Source organism: Haloplanus sp. (assembly GCF_028275055.1).
In the GTDB taxonomy this organism is placed as follows: Archaea; Halobacteriota; Halobacteria; order Halobacteriales; family Haloferacaceae; genus Haloplanus.
In genome coordinates this window covers 32,963-49,961 of the sequence record NZ_JAQCNJ010000077.1, presented here as the reverse complement: position 1 = coordinate 49,961, position 16,999 = coordinate 32,963, and the positions used below count along the sequence as shown (strand labels likewise).

Here is a 16,999-nt window from a genome sequence, read left to right as displayed (position 1 = left end):
CACGGGAGACGGGGGGATGAACCGTGTCGGACGGCGTCGTCGACCGTTCAGGTCTCGTCGGGTGTGGCCTCCTCGAAGACTACCGCGAGGGCGCCAGCCAGCAACGCCAACACCAGCCAACGCGCAACCGCGCGGGCGTCACGACGGCGGGCGCTAACGACCACCGCGGTCGTAAACCCGCCGGTGCAGGCGCCGGCCAAATACGCGACCGTACGGCGCGGATGGAGCGACATACACGTTTGTTCCGGCGCCGGCGACATATGGTCGTCGGGTGGCTTGTGACTCGTGACCCTCCTCCCTCGGTCCGAGTCGCCGGCGGACCAAGCGAGCGGCGAGACCGTCTCGACTGTGAGTTTCAAGCCTTTGGGCCTCGTCGTTTGTGATTCCGGGGCTGTCGCCGGGATCCAGGCGCCGCGTTCGCGCTACCCGGCCGCGATCACAGAACCCACCCTCGCGACCGACAGTTACAACGGTCTTTTCGCTCCGTGGTCGCGTTGTCTGCCGGTCGTAGCGAGGCGTCGCGCTCCGTGTCCCCGCGCCCTGAGCGGCGTCGCCCGTCGACGGATAGATCACGCCGATTTTACCACCGAAGCCCTTTCGCTCGGTCGTGAACCACGTTCCAGACGCGGCGCTCGACGCCATCGATGACTTCGGCGAGGGAGTGCTCACCGGGACGCCACCGCCGTTTGCCGTCCGACTGCGGTCCGACCTTCGCCTTCGTGTTCGTCCACAAGCCGACGGCACCGCCTGCTGTCGGTACGAGACGGAACATACGGAGGCGCCATCGACGTTGCGTGACCGGGGATCGTTCGTGACAACCATTCTCGACGGGATCGACGGGCGATTCCGAGCGTGGGGGATCGACCCCCCCGACGCCTACGTGTACGCGGAGACGGTCGACGGCTGGCACCGCTACGAAGGGGTGCTCCGGTGTCCGTGATCGGCGTTCCGGCGCCGGGAACCGAGTCGGGCGGGGCGGTTCGCACCGACGGCCGCCCCCGTGTCGTCGCCCGCCCATCGCTCGGCCGGGTAGCGTTAGCCTCGGCTACGGACGAACCCAACACCTTTGTAACGGGTCCGGATCTCTCACCCCGTGAAACATCCGCGAATCGGCAACGCTCTTCCGATTCCGGCAGCGTTTAGCCCGTCAAGCCCGTGGCTCACATAGACGTGGAACCCTCCGACGCGGAGTCAATCGACACTGCAAGCGCGACTGTTACGGTCGGCGACGGATTGTACGACACCGAACACGACCGGGTTCTGTGGGTGTCACGGATCGACGGGTCGGGAGTGACGATCGAGCCGGCGACCGAGTACGAAACCGAAACGCAGGTCGGCTGGCCGCCCGGCGGGCGCTCACGGATTATTACCGCCGGAACGACACTCGCCCCGGCGGAATTCATCGAACTCATCGATACAGGTCGATTCGAAGTTGCACCCCGGTGAGCCACGGACAAGCCACGAACGGGGCACCACCGACCCACCGTGACACCCTGTGAGACAGACAACGGGTGACGAGACCGGACCGGACCGGATCGGGCTCTGAAACGGGACAGGATTGTGGGATACCCGCGGTGACACCGGCTCCGTGGCCGGTCACGACAGAGCGCTGCGAGAACACGATAGACTCACTCCAACTGCCGGTGTGGCCGCCGAGCGAGTTCGTGTGCACGGCGGTTGCGTGCGCGGGGAACCGTCCGATAGCTCACCTGTGGGATCGGATCGACCATCGTCTGGACCGTCTCAACGCGCCGTCGGAGGATGCCGTCGTTCGGCTCCGTTGGATGGTCAGGATCGACCGCCTCAACCGGTGCAACAGCATCACCGCGAACGTGTAGGCTGGCAACCGTCCGATGGTCTGAAACGTTTGTTACCGCACGAGCGCCCGCGACGAGGGCCCGGTACTCGACGTGAGTGCTAGAGACGAACGTCGACAGCGACCGCGATCCCTCGACGATCGGTTCGTGGGCCGAGATCACGTAGCCGATTGCCGCGGTGGCAGGGGTTGCGTTCGCCGGCCCGTACAGAACGCTCCCATCGAACGAGAGAACGAGCGAAAGGCCGAGATCAGCCATCGGTTGGACCGTCTCAGCAACCCGACAAAGCGGGTTTGAAACCCTGTCGCTGAGTCGCAAGCCAAGAGGGTCGCACCGGTTTCTGTTGCGGATGCATACCGGACGTTACGGTGCCAGTCGGATAATCACCGTGGCGTGGAGTGCACCCTCCCGACATCGGTTCGTCGCGCTCCCGAGCCCCGTCCCACGCCGACCGGCGGTGTCCGGATGTGGCCGGACCTGACGCTACACGCCGGGGCCCAGGGCCGCGATATCGGCACACACCGTCGCCAGCGCGTCGGCGGGATTCGGATCGCTGTCGGCTAGGTGTGTGTAACTGTGGTCCGGAATGGCCGCCAGTGCCGACGCGACAGCCTCACTGTGTGTCTCGACACCCGGCTCTGTCGGGTCGGCCCCACACCAGACGTCTCGAACGACCGTCATCGAATCGATTCGCACCTCCAACCTGTGCGGCTCGTATCGGGCTAGCAACTCGGAGAGGCCAAGCCGGAGCGCGACGTACTCGGCGGCGTTGTTCCCCGTTCGAGACCCGACGGGCCGTCCCAGACGGGCGAGTCGGTCACCTGCAGCGTCCACGATAACAGCACCCGCACCCGCGGGGCCGGGGTTGCCACGCGAACTGCCATCGACGTAGAGAACGAGTGGGCCGTCCGCCGGTTCCGGAACAGGCGGCCGCCCGAGGTCCGAGGCCAACACCTGCTTGAGTGCACGCCGCAGTTCGTCTCGGGTAGTCGTCGGCTCGAACAGGCCGCCATGACCGGAAACAGCGCCGTCGATAGCGTCGGTCGCGGCCGTTATCTCGTACCCGACGGTCCCGAGTACGTCGTCGACGAGCACCGCCAGCGGCGACAACCGCTCGCGTGCGAGGGTGTCGTCGGTCATGTGCCTTCCACGTTCGGCGCTCGGGTCCGGCCACCCCCGTCTCCGTTCGACTCCCCTCGGTGGTTGTACACCGACATACTCGTTCTCGGTGGGGGAGGGAAATAATACCTGCCACCAAGACGGAGCACCGCCTGGTTACTGGCGCGTGGATACCACTCCCGACACGGTCTACCGCCGGGCACGGTCAGCTACGCCGTGGTGTCCCGCCACCGTAACGAGTTCTCGTTCAGTTTCTCGACGACCGGCCGCCCGTTTTCTAGCATCCGGTTTGCGATTTCGATGGCCTCTCTCAGCTCCTCGGCAGACAGGTTCTCGTAGGCCGGACGCCCGTCGACGTGGCTGTACCACTCGTCGTTGAACAGATTATCGAGGACAACACGTCCGAAACAATGGTCGAGATGGATCGGCCACCCGTCACTGTTCCGTGCCTCCTCGGGTAGTTTCTCGTTCACCAGCCGGTCGTACGTCTCACGAAGCGCGGAGATGTCCGTTCCGTCCAGCCTTTCTTGAGTCATATTGTGGTTTGGATACGGACTCGAACCGTTTTATCACTTCGTCGCCCGCCGACCGGTCGGGAACACGATCAGTGCCGGTGTCCGGTGAGCGCCGCCGGCCGTAGTACCCCCACCGCCGCACGGACACCCGTCGCGAGCGGCTGATTGCGAGGGTTGTGCGAGTGGTGTCATCGGATCGAACCGTGTCTCGATCGTATCGGTACGACACGGCAGTTATCAGACGAACCGTTCATCGGCGAGGACATCGACCTCAACAGCCTCCTCCGAGAGAGTTAGCTCCTCACAGAATGTCACGAGATCCCGGTACATTCCGATGTCCTGTGAGAGGTCGGGTGTGAAGCAGTTACACGTCGCCGCTGCGGTCTTGTCCATCAGATCCGGGTTCTCGTCCCGAAGCCCGGGATATCGCTCGAAAAACAGGTCCACTGCCGTTTCGCTGTTCTCGACAGTGTCCTCGACACCGCGTTGTGTAGCGTCGACGAACCGCTGCACCTCGTCGGTGTTGTTCTCGATTTTCCTATCGGCGGCGGTGAGAATGAGTTGATTGAAGTCGGGAACCCCGTAGTCAGCAAGTTCCCACAGGGCAGCATCGAAGCCACGGTGACGACTCTCGACGATCTCGAAGTTGTAAAACGCGAGAAAGGCGATATCGGCGTCGTCAGTCATCAACGCATCGGTGTGGTAGAAGCCGTTGTCGATCGGCTCGATCGCATCGGCCGTCAGGTCGCCACCTGCTTGTCGAGCCATGTACGCGACCATCTTCCGACCGCCGGGACCCGGCGCTCCGGGATAGTTGAGTCGGACACCAGGCGTAAGATCGGCCGGTGACTCCCACCCACGATCGGTCGGATACTGGATCCCACCCCGAGTGTGCAGAAAGGTCGCGATGCCCGTGACAGGGACGCCCTCCGAGCGCTCGGGCACCAGGTGAATCGGCTCGGTGATGGCGTAGTCGAGTTCATCTTCGGCCAGCATCTCCAACGTGTCGTAGTGTTCTGGCGGCTCCCAGATGTCGAGTTCCAACCCCACATCCTCGTAGTAGCCACGCTCGTCCGCGACAACGAACGGAATGTGGTCCGGATTGAGAAACCACTCGAGTCCCAGCGTGATTGTGTCCATATTCGAACTCCGTATTACAGAGTAATATAAGTTGGTCATAACAGCAGACAACCCCATGACCGTCGTAGGGGTCAATCCCGCACCCACGCGGTGAGTTACAGCGGTTCAAGGAGAAAGCCCACGGCTTCAGCCGTGGGATGAATCCGACAACAACCGAAACAACTACGCCGGTTCATATCGTCGGTTGTGCTACCGAGTCTCGGGTAAGGATATGCACGCCAGCGGGGCGGTAAATGAAGCCCGCTATCCGAGTCGGGGGCCGTACTGGCACGGCCCACAACCCCACCGAACGACGCGAGTGGGGAACCTTCCGAAGTCGGGGCACGGTCTGTGACCGTGGAACCCCGCGACTTCAGTCGTGGGAGGATGTCAGACGAGCGGTGGAGCCGTCGATAACGCCACCGGGGCACGACGCTGAATCTGCCACGATCACCGGTCGCTTGACTTTCCGATTCGGATTCGGTGCTTCGCTCACCCCGGTGGAACCTGTAATAGCACACCGCGTCCGGCACGAACCACCACCGGAGTCGTCTGTGGACAGGGCTACCGACTGCTCACCCGCGCCTGTCGACCCGGAAATCCGTGTCGTGTGTTGTCCGGGACACCGGGTGTGATGGCTCGGCAGATTGGCGGTGACCGCGCTGTGCGGTGACAGGCCGGCCGCCACGGGGGCGACCGGGAGGACGGGATCAGGACTCGTCCGACCGAGACGCGGTCGGAACGTGTCCAGCCGCCCCCGGTGTGTCGACGTGGAAGTCGGGGTCGGCCCGTACCCCGATGCGAGAGAACTGGTCGCGGATGTGTGACTTGGCAGCGGCGACCGCCCGCTTGCGTTTCTCGAATCCACGCACCGTCGGTCGCTCGAAGGCGACCCGTATCGTCCCCCGGTCGGTTTCGAGTCGTTGTCCGCCGGACTCCACCTGATAGAACGCGTCACACACCCACACGTAGGGAGCATCGACCGTCGGCGCGCCGTCGTACGACGGCGGGCTCTCGTCCGGTTCGTACAGCGTTCCCGTCGTTCCGGTGCCGCCGGCCAGCCCACAGATGAGCAACATGATCCGTCTCTGTCCCCAAACGGGATACTCGTCCCACGGAGTTGTGGCTGTCGACTCGGTCCGATCGAGGGACTCTCGCCCGGAGGCGGCTCCGCCGTTTGTCGGGGGTAGAGAACGGGTCGTTCGGCCGCCCCCCGGTTCGCCGAGACGGATATGTCCACAGAGAACCAACGCCGACGCGCATGCGCGATGCCATCACGGTGGAGATTTCTGCCCATGGGGCCGGACGGCTGAAGCAGTTCGGCATCCGAAACGTCGCCCGATTCCGCCGATTCATCCGCGACGCCGACGGGGACCTTTTCGACCGGAAACACGAATCGAAACTCATCATCATCGACGACCACGGACACGCCGTGGCTGTCGCGGACGACGCCGGGGTCCGTACAGTCATAACCGTACTCCCGCCTCCGGAGACGTCGTGGTCGGACCGTGTCAGCACTCACCCGGACCGCTACGACACCCTCGACCCGGACTGAGCGCCGCGTTGTTCCACCCACGGACCGGTCGCAGGAAGCGACACCGGCACACGCACGCCACCTCTCCGACCCCGACCCAACACCCCCCTCGACGCCGAGCCGTGCCTACCACTCTCGACGGGCCTACGCCGTCTCTGATCCGCTTTCGCCAGAGAACCGCCGGGTAGCTCCGTCTCGACTGCCCGAACCGTCTTCGCCGTCGGGTGGGTGGCTTCTTCCCCGTCGGTCGGCCGGTTCGTGAGGTTTTGGACGCGACGGACACGCCTTGGAATCGGCTGACGGTCGTGGTCGAACGTCTCATCCACGGACTGGACGGGGGACTGACGCCCGGCCGGCCGCGGACGGGTAGGGCCACCGTTCCCCGTCACGGACGGGCGATACTTGTCCGTCGGCCGCTATGTTTCGTCATGCCCCTTTCGAAGACGTACGTTCACGTTCTATCGACGGACGCCGACGAACTCATCGACTTTATCGAGGACGCCGAATCGTCGTTTCTGGAGTTGGGACTCGCTCCGGACGTGAGTCGACCGACCGAACTCCGGTTTTCCGACGCGGATGACTGGGCACGGACACGGCCGGCGACGACGTCCGGGGACGGATGGCTTCCGTATCTCACCCACGATCTGCTCGATGCCGTCGGTGCCACGGCACCCGCAATGCTGCAGTACGCCGGCATCGCCGGGAGTGCCGTTGTCGGTCGTGTCCTCAGGGAGACGACCGACGCACATACCGGTATCGTTCTCCAGTCACACACGTACACACAGGCACCGGCAGAGTACACGGTCTACCGGTACGAGACAACGGCAGACGAGTACACACGCGCCGCACACGGCACCTACGGGTAGCCGGTTCGTGGTCGGTATGCAGTCCCGGGGACGACCCGCTCCCGACTTCTCGATCCCGTCGGTCTCCGATCGGCCCGCTGTCGGGTTCGGCGAACGTCAGTCACCGACGCCGTCGCTCAGAGGTCGGTCCCGCTCCCAGCCACCCGGGTCATCGGACCTCCCGGCGAAACCTCTCGCTGATGACTCACGTGGACCGTATCAGAGGTCGCCGTCCGCGGCCATCTCGCGGAGATCGGTAACACGGTCCCGGATGTCGTCCATATCACCGGACTCCTGCTTGTTGTCGACGTGGCTGTACATCAGCCCCATCCGATGATTCGAACGAAGAAGCTCCTCGTTGCGGTCGAGAAAGTCCCAGTACAACGCGTTGAACGGACAGGCCCGGTCGCCGGTGTCTTTGGTCTTGAAGTAGTGACAGTCGCTACAGTAGTCCGACATGCGATCGATGTAGTTGGCAGAGGAGACGTACGGCTTCGTCGCAAAGACACCGTGGCCGTACTGACCCATTTCGACGACGTTGGGCGTCGTCACCCAGTGGTAGGCGTCGACGTACGTCGCGTGGAACCAGTCGTTGAGTTCGGTCGGCTCGACACCCCACAGCGTCGCGAAATTGGCCAACACCATCAGCCGTTGGATGTGGTGTGAGTAGCCCCGGGTGTGGACATCGTCGACGGTCTCGGATAAACACTCCATGTCGGTGTCGCCGGTCCAGTACAGGTCCGGAAGCTCGTGTGTGGCGTCGAGTTGGTTCGTCGTCGTCAGTTCCGGCATCGCGTGCCGGTAGACGTGACGCATGAACTCCCGCCAGCCCAGAAGCTGTCGGATCGACCCCTCGACGGAATTAAGCGCGACCCCATCCCGTTCGTGGGCCGTCTCGATTTGCTGGATAACCTCCACAGGGTGGAGCAGTCCGAGGTTGATCGCGGCCCCGATCAGCGCGTGCGACATCGCCCACTCCTCGCTCCGCATTGCGTCCTGGTACGGCCCGAACTCCGGGAGCCGCTCGGTAATAAAGTGTTCAAGCTGTCGGCAGGCCTGTCGTCGGGTGATCGGCCACGGGAACTCGCTCATCTCGGTGCCGCCCCACGTATCGAACTCCTCTGTAACCCACGCCGCCGTCTCGACGGTGGTGTCGGCGTAGTCGTGGTCCAACACCGGTGGAGCGTCCCAGTCGTCCGGCGGAAACTCCTGGTTCTCGTCGTCGTAGTTCCACTCGCCGCCGACCGGGTCGTCGCCGGTCATCAGGACGCCGCTCTCGCGGCGCATCCAGCGATAGAACTGCTCGTGTCTGAACGATTCGGTCGTCTCGGACGGATCGGCATCCGCCCACCCGTCGAACGCCGCTCGGGTGCTAACGAACAGTTCGTTGTCGACGAACCGTACGTCACCCCCTGCCTCCCCGATCAGTTCGCGAAACCGTTCCGCGGAACGGTAACTCGGCGACCGCATCGAAACGAGCGTCGTCTCAGGATTGCCGGCAAAAAACTCTGCGAGGCCCGCTCCGAATCGGTCGGTCTTGATGTACGTCACGTCGTACCCCTCTCGGCGGAGCCGGTCTCGGAACCGGCGCATCCCGGCAAACACCAGCGTGAGTTTGTGGTGATGGTACGGCATGCGCCGCGCGAAGTCGTGTGCCTCGATCATCAGCACCTGCGATCCCTCCGGCGCACGAGCGAGTGGCCCCGACCTCGTGGTGAGCTGTGTCCCGAGGATCCACGGCACCTCGTTCTCGGCTATCGTGTATGTCGGGGGGTCCCCGACGATTGGCTGATCCATACGACGCGTTCGCACCAAGCACACAAATGCCTCACCACCACACCCGACGTAGCCTACCGAGAAAACGCCTCACGGATCGACGCCGTCTAAGGGACCGATAGCCGCCGTCGGCGTTGTTCTCGAGCGTTCTCGCCTCTGTCGGACGAGACGTTCTCTCGATGGCCGTCGGCCGAGACGACACGACACACTCGAAACGGCCCACCGCACGCGGCCCTTTTGTATACGCCGGCCCCACAAACCGGTGTGGCTGACGACATTAGAGCGTTACACCGAGCCCTCATCGAACTCCACGGACAGCCAAACCGCGCACACGTCAGAGACGGTGTCAGACAACTGCTCACGACCGTGCTCAGCCAGAACGTCGCGGACGAACAGACCGCACAGGCCGCCGAGGACCTGTTCGATTCGTACCCGGACTACCGGTCCATCGAGACGGCGGCTCACGACGAACTCGCGGAGACCATCGCCGTTGCTGGACTCAAAAACCGGAAGGCCGCCCGGATCCAGCGGGTGCTAGCGAAAACGCGTGAACACACGGGCGGAGAGTACAGCCTCGCCTTTCTCGAGAAACTGTCGACCGACGACGCACAGGCGTGGCTCACCGACATCAAAGGCATCGGCCCGAAAACGGCAAACGTGGTTTTGAATTTCGGGTTCGAAAAGCCGACGTTTGCGGTCGACACCCACATCGAACGGCTGTCGAAGCGGTTCGGGCTGATAGACGCCGCCGTGACCACCGACCGTGCACACGAGATTCTCAACGACCGCGTCCCGGACGACCTGAAGTACTCGCTACACGTGCTCATGATCACACACGGCAAGGAGTACTGTACGGCGCAGTCACCGGACTGCTCGAACCCGGTGTGTGCGACCTACTGCCGGTGTGATGCGTGTCCCGAGACGGCCTGATCGTCGTCGACGTTCACACCGGCCCGGTGTGTCCGCCGCCACCGGTGCCTTCGGCCACGTAGATTTGGGTGCCGGTCGCGCTCCCGCATGTGGCCGCCCGGTTGGCGTCCCGTGCCCGTCCCCGCTGGCTCGGACCGTCCGAATCCCACGAGGCCGCCTCAGACGGAGTCCGCGTCCGACGCCGAAAACGATGTCAATGATACCTGTTTGTCGGCCCCCGACTCGGGAGTCTCCTCGGGGGCCTCCAACGGTTGTGACCGCGAGGATAGCGACGCTCGTCGGGCGATTTCGGGATCCTCCAGCGCCGCGAGGGCGTCCGGTTTGAGTCGTTCGTACTTTTTTACGGCGCGCCTGCGAGCGGCCTCGTACTCGACGACCGGGTACGGATAGTCGTCACCGATAACGACACCCGACGACTCCTGGACGTGAACCGGGGTTTTCTCGGGTCGAGCGAGGTGTTCGGCGGCCAGCGGGCGGAGTTCGGGGACGTATCGCTTGATAAACGTCCCGTCAGGGTCGTTGTCCCGGACCTGCTTGATCGGATTGTAGATCCGCATCAGGTTCGTCCCGACGGTGCCGGCCTGTGACTGCCACTGGGTGTAGTTGATCGCCGGATCCGAGTCGACGAGATGGTAATGGTAGAAGTCCGCGCCGATCCACCACGGTTGCTGGAGAAGGTCGGCAAAAACACTCGCACACATCGCGCGCATCCGGAAGTTGAGCCACCCGGTTTCGGTGAGACACCGCATCGAGGCATCCACCATGGGAAACCCCGTTTCGCCACGCTTCCACGCCGTGACCAACTCGGGGTCGTGGCTCTCCGACCGAATCCCCCGCAGCACCGGATTGACCGCCTCGGTCATCCAGCCGCTCCAGTCCTCGAGTTTCTGGTGGTAATGTTTGTTCCAGAACAGCCGCGAGACGAACATCTCCTTGCCGGCACCGTCCGGGGCGTGTTCCTGAACGTACCGGTACACCTCCCGCACCGAGAGCGACCCGAACCGCAGATACGGCGAAAGCTGGCTCGTCCCGGTGCGGGCGTCGGTCGGGGCCGAAATGTTACTGGGGTAGGCTTCGACGTGGTCGACAAAGGCTCGTAGCTTTCGAACCGCCGGACCCCGACCGCCGGTCGGGACGTTCGATTTTGTCGGCATCACGTCGTATGCGTCCGCAACCGCATCGATGGTAACCTGTTGTCCGGGGGATTCGAAAGCAACCGTCTCGGGGTTCCACGTCGGTGGGTCGGCCTCAAGCCACGTCTCGACGCGGTCACTCCAGTTCTCACGGGTCCAACTCTGTCCCCTGACGAGACCGTCACCGTCGACGAACGTCGCGTCGCACCGACTCGCGGCACGGTCGTCTCGCTCCGCGCCGTACGCGGCCGTCGGGTCGGCGGTGGCGACGACATCCCAGCCGGCGTCGTGAAGTCGGCCGAGAACCGCCACCGCATCGCCGTGTGCGAGCCCGAGCGACCCCCCAACCGCCTCGTAGAGCCGCCGAAGGCTCGCAAGCGACTCGTGGAGCACCTGAATGCGGGAATCGCACGCGAGTCCGTCTGGCCCGTAGAACGCGGGGTCGAAAACGAACACCGGCATCACCGTGTCGTACTCGCGGGCGGCGTACGCGAGGGCCGGATGATCCGTTATCCGAAGGTTGCGACGGTGCCAGAGCACACACCCCGTCTCGTCTGGCGGGGCGGACACGGCATCCGCCGCCGGAACGGTCGGTATCGGCGGGGAAGGCACGGTGGACAGTATCGCCTCCACCAGAAAAACAGTTCCTGTCCGCCCCACCCCGTGTCCGTCCCGAACCGGCCGAGACCGGCCCCTCGTCAGCGAACCCGAGCCACGGCGTCTTCCTTGCCCCCGGCCTCGATTACCACGTCCGACCGCCGACGGAGCCACGCCGGCAGGTCGGCGACGTATTCGGCGTGTGCCTGTGGTCTGGTGGCCTCGTTTCGAAGACACGCCGGTTCGGAGTAGTGTGTCGCCGGCCGCACCTCGCCCCAGGTTTCGGCGGCCAGTTCGAAGCCCTCCCGGTATGTCAACTCCCGGTCGGTGAAAGAGTGGTGGTGGTAGTCGAACAGAACCGGAACGCCGGTTCCCTCGACGGCGTCGACGAGTTCGGGCACTCCCCAGAGCCCGGATGTGTCGTCGTTCTCGACTGTGAGGTGCTTGCGTGCACGCACGGAGAGGTCGTCGATGGCCGCCCGAAATCGCTCGGCTGTCGCCTCCTTGTCGCCGTAGGTCGCCCCGATGTGGACGTTGATGCCGTAGTACGGCGTTGCATCGAGACCCAGCAGTTCGAACCAATCGGCGTGGTACTCGATGGCGGTGATAGAAGACGCCCGGGTTTCCGCGTCGTCGCTGGCGAGCCGACACCAGTAGTCGGGATGAAAGGTGAGTCGCATGTCGTGGTCTTCGATCACCGCCCCGCAACGGCGTGCGGCCTCTCGGAGGGCCTCGTAGTCCGGGAGCGCTTCGAGTTCGAACTGTGAGTTCCACGGCACCAGCTTCGACGGACACCGATAAAATCGGATCCCGTTGTCCGTGTTCCACTCCAACACCGTGTGGAGGTCCCGCATGTTCTGAAGCGCAAGCTCCGAGGCGTACGAGAGTCCTCGTTCCTCGAAGGTGGCTTTCCGCATGCTTCGGTTACACCGAACCGGCGGGTCACGGTCACGGAGGGTGTGGTTCATGCCTGGATATCCCAACATCAGCGATCAGCGCTCGCAAGGGTGGACGGTATCATGAGCGTTGGAATCGGATTCGTCACGACCGGAGTTGCCGTCGCCATCCGTTCCGACATCGGACTGTCGGGGTGGTTTGGGGTTAAACATTTCTCCACGTCGAACGACAGTACGCAGATGCCCGGCCTCACGGTCACCTCGCGGCGCGCCGCGAACCCGGAGTCCGCTCACGCCAAATTCCCGACTCCGTACAACGGGGCTGTCGTCTCCACCGCCGGGAACTGCAGCGCACCTGTTCCGGCGGTCCGTAGCAACGGATGTCGGTCGTAACGGACACCGCGAACGGGGTGGCCTCCGGACCGATGGTCACTCCACGGCGGCGGTATCCAATCAGAACCGTTGGCTCGGTCGGAAAGCGCCTCCCGACCGTCGTTCGAAGGCCGGTTGGGGTGGCTTACTCGCGACGACCGAGTGTCGGTCACGGATGACGAGGGACCGAAAATTCGGCTCTGCACAAGATTTACGCCCACCCCGCGTTCTATCCCGAGTCGGAGGGGACTTGTCACACGCTCCCTTCCTTCCGTGACGACCGACGATCCGGTGTTCGAAACCCACAGCGGTGATGATACCGACCCCGTCGGTGGTTCATATGGTTCCGCTCCTGACCACCGGCCGTCTGTCGGTCGATTGCCGATCCGCGTCGACCGGTGTGGCCCCGGCGGGCAGGACGGGGCAGTCGTCAGACCGGTGGTCGCAGACACAGACGAGGCCGTAAGAAAGACCCACGCCGACGATCATCAGACATCCTCCGGGGCATGGAGACGCGTACGGCGAGGTCGACCGATTCGACCGCGGCGCGTTCCTGCCGACCCGCGGTTCGGACGCGATCTACGCCGAACTCCGCGAGGAGACCGGCGCCACGGACCTGCCACCTGGTGTCGGCACGACGATCACCGGCCAGCCGGTGTTCGAGAACGCCGCGTTCGGACTGATGTTGCCCGAGATGATCATCCTGTTCGCCGGCGCGTTCTCGCTCATTTTCCGTGTTGTCTACCTCGTGATGCGCGGACGCCTCGCCCGTGGCCGGGAGGTGGTATAACCGGCCGCCCAGCACCGACCGATACCGGGTTCGGATCCGAACGACCGGCGAGTGCATGGTAGCGGATCGCTCGGTGTGGAACGCCCAGTTGAGGCCTCCATGCCCGGGGGCGTGACCGGTCCACGGAGACAGCCCACACAGGCGGGCCACCGGCTGCTGGTCGCCCGATCATGGCCGTCCACACGAGAACCCCAGGCTCCGTGGCGCGGCCGGAAACTCCACGAGTTTATTTCACGCTATGGCTGGTCGGAAGTCTTGAGGGGCATACTCAATGCTACTCGACCACGCTGAGCGACCCGGAACCCTGTTCTTTCCGTCCGAGAGCCATCCTTGGCGGGAAACGTGAGACCGGACCAGGGTCACCTGTCGGCGGTCGAAACCGAGGTTTCCGACCGTTCGTACTTGTCCTCGAACTCCTGGATGAGTTGGCCCATCTTGGCGTACCAGTCGTTGAGCATCCGTTGCATATCGTCCGCAATCTGGGATGGATCCGTTGGCAAGTAGACGTGGTAGTACCCACCCTGATCGTAGTTGATCTGATTTTTCTCGATAAATCCCGTTTTCAGCAGCCGCTGAACGGCCCGATAAGCGGTCGAGCGCTCCCGATCGACCCTGTCGGCGATTTCGTCGACGGTTAATGGGTCGTCGGCCTCGACGAGCACCCGGAAGCACTCCTTGTCGAGTTCCTTGAGGCCGTGGAAACATTCCAGCAGCCCCTCACACCGCATATCCTGGCGGAGCTGCTCGGACATCGAATCCGGCATTATGCACGTGTATACACCCCGAGCCGATAAAAACATTTTTGTACAGGTTGCACAACTCCGTGGCGGACCCACCCGCCGAAGGACGAGAAGGTCAGACGACCGGGTTGTTCATCCATCTTGACCTCGGCTCTCGACGGTGGGTCGATGCTCGTTTCGCTCCGGACCGAGCGGCACGGCACTCGTTCGCCTCGGTGCAGCGATCGGTACGACGGCCCGCGTTACATCTCCGGCGATGATCGGTCTCGGCCGACGATCACCTGCGTGATGAACTGCCGTCGACCGTCGATGCCACGGTCCGAGCCCGGGCTTGGACCGAGGGCCGGCAGCTCCGGCGGAGCCTTGACACGGCCACCGCCAACGTCACCGACGATCACACGAGGGTCATGACGATCGGTGGCCCGGAAGCCCGGTGGCTTGCTCTCACGAGCCAACCGCCCCGTTTCTCGCATCGGTTCTCTGCGAGCCGTCGATGGACCTGTCGGACTGCCGAACCACCGTATCGGTCTCTATTACGCCGGCGTTTGCGTGGCTGACACGCCAACCCGTGACCTCGGTGACGAATCGACCGCCGTCCGAACAACGCGAGGAAACGTTCGCGGTGAACCGAACCGATATACGCGCGTCCCGTCGAGTGATATCACGGAACATGGAGGGACCCCCTTTTCCCGCAATCGTGGGGCAAGAGGAGCTGAAGTCGGCGTTGTTGCTGAACGCGGTCAACCGCGACCTCGGCGGCGTTCTGATCCGGGGCGAACGCGGCACCGGCAAGAGCTCGGCGGTCCGGGGACTCCGGCGTGTTCTGCCCGAGATTCGCGTCGTCGCGGACTGTCCGTTCAACTGTCACCCGGACGACCCAGACCGACAGTGCGAGGCGTGTCGAGAACGGACCACTCCCGAGGTGGGACGGATACCGACGCCGGTCGTCGACCTACCGTTGGGTGCGACGGAGGACCGCATCGTCGGGACGCTCGATGTCGAACGCGCCGTCACCGAGGGTGTTCAAGAACTCGACCCAGGGTTGCTTGCCCGCGCCAACCGCGGCGTATTGTACGTCGACGAGGTGAACCTGCTTGACGACCACCTCGTCGATCTGTTGCTCGACGCCGCCGCGAGCGGCGTCAACCGAGTCGAACGCGAAGGGTTGGCGGTCGAACACCCCGCGGAGTTCGTTCTCGTCGGGACGATGAACCCCGAGGAGGGCCGGCTCCGACCACAGTTTCTGGATCGGTTCGGTCTGCGGGTCGACGCGAGTGCGCCGACCGACCCTGAGGCCCGGGCGACGATAATCGAGGTGGCCGAAGCGGTCGACCGCAATCCCGAGCAGGTACGCGACCGGTACCGGGACGAGGAGCGCCGCCTGCGCGAGCGGATCGTCGCCGCCCGGGAGCGATACGACGACGTGACTCTCGGAGCGGAACATCGGCGGAAGATAGCGGAACTCTGTGTCGCGGCCGGCATCGAAGGGAACCGCGGCGACATCGCAACCGCACGGTGTGCGCGGGCGATGGCCGCGCTCGACGGCCGAACGAGGGTAACGGAGACGGACCTCCGGCGGTCTGCCGAACTCGCCCTCGCACACCGCGTCCCCGACGGCCCGTTCGGCGACGATGTCGACCTAGACGACCTCGCCGGCGATCAGTTCGGCAGACCGGAAGCGGGTAGCGACGGCGACGACGGCGACGACGACGAGGACGGCGAGCCTCGGAACGCCTCGGAGCCGTCGAGTCGCCGTCGAGGCGGAAGCGAGAGCCGTCAGGAAACCGGCACCTCATTGGCGGGACGACTCCGCGATTTTTTGTAACGGCGGCCGACGGAGACGAGACCGAGGGCGAGAACGAGGAGGACGCAAGCGACGACGAGGACTCGCCGGGGAACCCCGAGGGCCGCGATGCGGACGACGCAGACGACACAGAGAGCGCCGACGGCACCTACCTCGACCCCATCGGCACGGAGACGGCGGGAGCGGCCGAAACCGACCTGCTTGGTTCCGACCCGGAGGTGCCGTTCCTCGACGGTGACACGGCGCGTATCGGCGGCGACGACGGTGCACCGACCTCGACCGGCCGGTACGTGCGGGCGCGGCGGCGACACCCTGGGGACTGTGGCAACGATATCGCAGTCGACGCCTCGCTTCGGGCCGCGGCGCGGCGCGGCGAGACGGTGATCGGGACACAGGATCTGCGGGTGAAAGGACGGGACAGCGAGACACCGGCGCTGGTGACCTTCGTCGTCGACTCGTCGATGAGCATGCGCGCCCACGGCGACATCCGGACGGCGACGGAGCTGGCGACGGCGGTCCTCCGGCGGGCGAACCGACGGGACGACTACGTCGCCGTCGTCGCCTTCCGCGACGAACAGGCCGACGAGGTCGTCCCACCGACGGACGACCCCGCGGTCGCCACGCGTCAACTTGAGGACATTCCGGTCGGGAACCGGACGCCCCTACCCGCCGGTCTCCTGGCCGCCTACCGACTCGTTGAGCGTGAGCGTGAATCCATCCCGGCTCTGCCGGCGGTCGTCGTTGTTCTCACGGACGGCCGGCCGACGGTTGGAATCGCCGGCGACCCCGTCGATGAGACCGAACGTCTCACCCGACGGCTCGGCGCCGCGGATGTCGACCTTCTCGTTCTCGACCTGGATCGTGGCACCTCCGGCACCGACATCTGCCGAACGATGGCGGCCAAAGCCGGCGGCGAACACGTCCGGATCGCCGAGGTACCCCCGCCCGACCGCGCCCGTCTCGTCGCCGAGACGGTCGATTCGCTCCGTCGATGACCGGGGAGTACGCCGCC

General features: G+C 64.6%; 17 protein-coding genes. 7 read left to right on the top strand and 10 right to left on the bottom strand.

What is annotated here, in order from left to right:
- Positions 1-47: 47 nt before the first annotated feature.
- Positions 48-233 (bottom strand): hypothetical protein, encoded by a 186-nt coding sequence (locus Q0925_RS10245; protein WP_299335030.1) that lies wholly within the window; start codon positions 231-233, stop codon positions 48-50.
- Between the two features lie 374 nt (positions 234-607).
- Between Q0925_RS10245 and Q0925_RS10240 the strand changes: the two genes are divergently transcribed.
- Both Q0925_RS10240 and Q0925_RS10235 read left to right on the top strand, forming a co-directional pair.
- Positions 608-940, top strand: a complete 333-nt coding sequence (locus Q0925_RS10240; protein WP_299335028.1) for a hypothetical protein — start codon at positions 608-610, stop codon at positions 938-940.
- A gap of 230 nt (positions 941-1,170) precedes the next feature.
- Positions 1,171-1,446 carry a hypothetical protein gene (locus Q0925_RS10235; protein WP_299335024.1) on the top strand — a complete coding sequence of 92 codons (276 nt, stop codon included), beginning with the start codon at positions 1,171-1,173 and terminating at the stop codon, positions 1,444-1,446.
- Between the two features lie 182 nt (positions 1,447-1,628).
- On the opposite strand, the gene Q0925_RS10230 is transcribed toward Q0925_RS10235, so the two are convergent.
- The 5 genes from Q0925_RS10230 to Q0925_RS10210 form a co-directional block, all read right to left on the bottom strand.
- Positions 1,629-2,075, bottom strand: a complete 447-nt coding sequence (locus Q0925_RS10230; protein WP_299335021.1) for a reverse transcriptase-like protein — start codon at positions 2,073-2,075, stop codon at positions 1,629-1,631.
- A gap of 225 nt (positions 2,076-2,300) precedes the next feature.
- Positions 2,301-2,957 carry a ribonuclease HI family protein gene (locus tag Q0925_RS10225; protein WP_299335019.1) on the bottom strand — a complete coding sequence of 219 codons (657 nt, stop codon included), beginning with the start codon at positions 2,955-2,957 and terminating at the stop codon, positions 2,301-2,303.
- 188 nt (positions 2,958-3,145) lie between these two features.
- Positions 3,146-3,472 (bottom strand): hypothetical protein, encoded by a 327-nt coding sequence (locus tag Q0925_RS10220; protein WP_299335017.1) that lies wholly within the window; start codon positions 3,470-3,472, stop codon positions 3,146-3,148.
- Between the two features lie 216 nt (positions 3,473-3,688).
- Complete coding sequence (locus tag Q0925_RS10215; RefSeq protein ID WP_299335014.1) at positions 3,689-4,591, bottom strand: ABC transporter substrate-binding protein; 903 nt, start codon at positions 4,589-4,591, stop codon at positions 3,689-3,691.
- Positions 4,592-5,280: 689 nt separating this feature from the next.
- A complete protein-coding gene (locus Q0925_RS10210) occupies positions 5,281-5,649 on the bottom strand; it encodes a DUF7113 family protein (protein WP_299335011.1) in 369 nt (122 codons plus the stop codon).
- Between the two features lie 182 nt (positions 5,650-5,831).
- On the opposite strand from Q0925_RS10210, the gene Q0925_RS10205 reads away from it, so the two are divergent.
- On the top strand, positions 5,832-6,125 hold the full coding sequence (locus Q0925_RS10205; protein ID WP_299335008.1) for a hypothetical protein: 294 nt from the start codon (positions 5,832-5,834) through the stop codon (positions 6,123-6,125).
- Positions 6,126-6,532: 407 nt separating this feature from the next.
- On the top strand, positions 6,533-6,970 hold the full coding sequence (locus Q0925_RS10200) for a hypothetical protein (protein ID WP_299335005.1): 438 nt from the start codon (positions 6,533-6,535) through the stop codon (positions 6,968-6,970).
- Positions 6,971-7,168: 198 nt separating this feature from the next.
- On the opposite strand, the gene Q0925_RS10195 is transcribed toward Q0925_RS10200, so the two are convergent.
- Complete coding sequence (locus Q0925_RS10195) at positions 7,169-8,746, bottom strand: cryptochrome/photolyase family protein (RefSeq protein WP_299335002.1); 1,578 nt, start codon at positions 8,744-8,746, stop codon at positions 7,169-7,171.
- A 243-nt stretch (positions 8,747-8,989) separates the two neighbouring features.
- Here Q0925_RS10195 and Q0925_RS10190 point away from each other — a divergent pair, with 243 nt between their 5' ends.
- The gene (locus tag Q0925_RS10190) at positions 8,990-9,655 is read left to right on the top strand and encodes an endonuclease III domain-containing protein (RefSeq protein ID WP_414652107.1); all 666 of its coding nucleotides are present in this window, start codon (positions 8,990-8,992) and stop codon (positions 9,653-9,655) included.
- A gap of 158 nt (positions 9,656-9,813) precedes the next feature.
- Here Q0925_RS10190 and Q0925_RS10185 read toward each other — a convergent pair whose 3' ends face one another.
- The 3 genes from Q0925_RS10185 to Q0925_RS10175 all read right to left on the bottom strand — a co-directional run bounded on the left by Q0925_RS10185 (position 9,814) and on the right by Q0925_RS10175 (position 14,207).
- Positions 9,814-11,409: an FAD-binding domain-containing protein gene (locus Q0925_RS10185; RefSeq protein WP_414652108.1), complete on the bottom strand. Its 1,596-nt coding sequence runs from the start codon at positions 11,407-11,409 to the stop codon at positions 9,814-9,816.
- Between the two features lie 77 nt (positions 11,410-11,486).
- Positions 11,487-12,371, bottom strand: coding sequence for a UV DNA damage repair endonuclease UvsE (uvsE, locus tag Q0925_RS10180; protein ID WP_299334997.1), 885 nt, complete (start codon positions 12,369-12,371; stop codon positions 11,487-11,489).
- 1,431 nt (positions 12,372-13,802) lie between these two features.
- Positions 13,803-14,207, bottom strand: coding sequence for a helix-turn-helix domain-containing protein (locus tag Q0925_RS10175; protein ID WP_299334993.1), 405 nt, complete (start codon positions 14,205-14,207; stop codon positions 13,803-13,805).
- 646 nt (positions 14,208-14,853) lie between these two features.
- Between Q0925_RS10175 and Q0925_RS10170 the strand changes: the two genes are divergently transcribed.
- Complete coding sequence (locus Q0925_RS10170; RefSeq protein WP_299334990.1) at positions 14,854-16,008, top strand: ATP-binding protein; 1,155 nt, start codon at positions 14,854-14,856, stop codon at positions 16,006-16,008.
- 197 nt (positions 16,009-16,205) lie between these two features.
- On the top strand, positions 16,206-16,982 hold the full coding sequence (locus tag Q0925_RS10165; RefSeq protein ID WP_299334987.1) for a VWA domain-containing protein: 777 nt from the start codon (positions 16,206-16,208) through the stop codon (positions 16,980-16,982).
- Positions 16,983-16,999 lie beyond the last annotated feature (17 nt).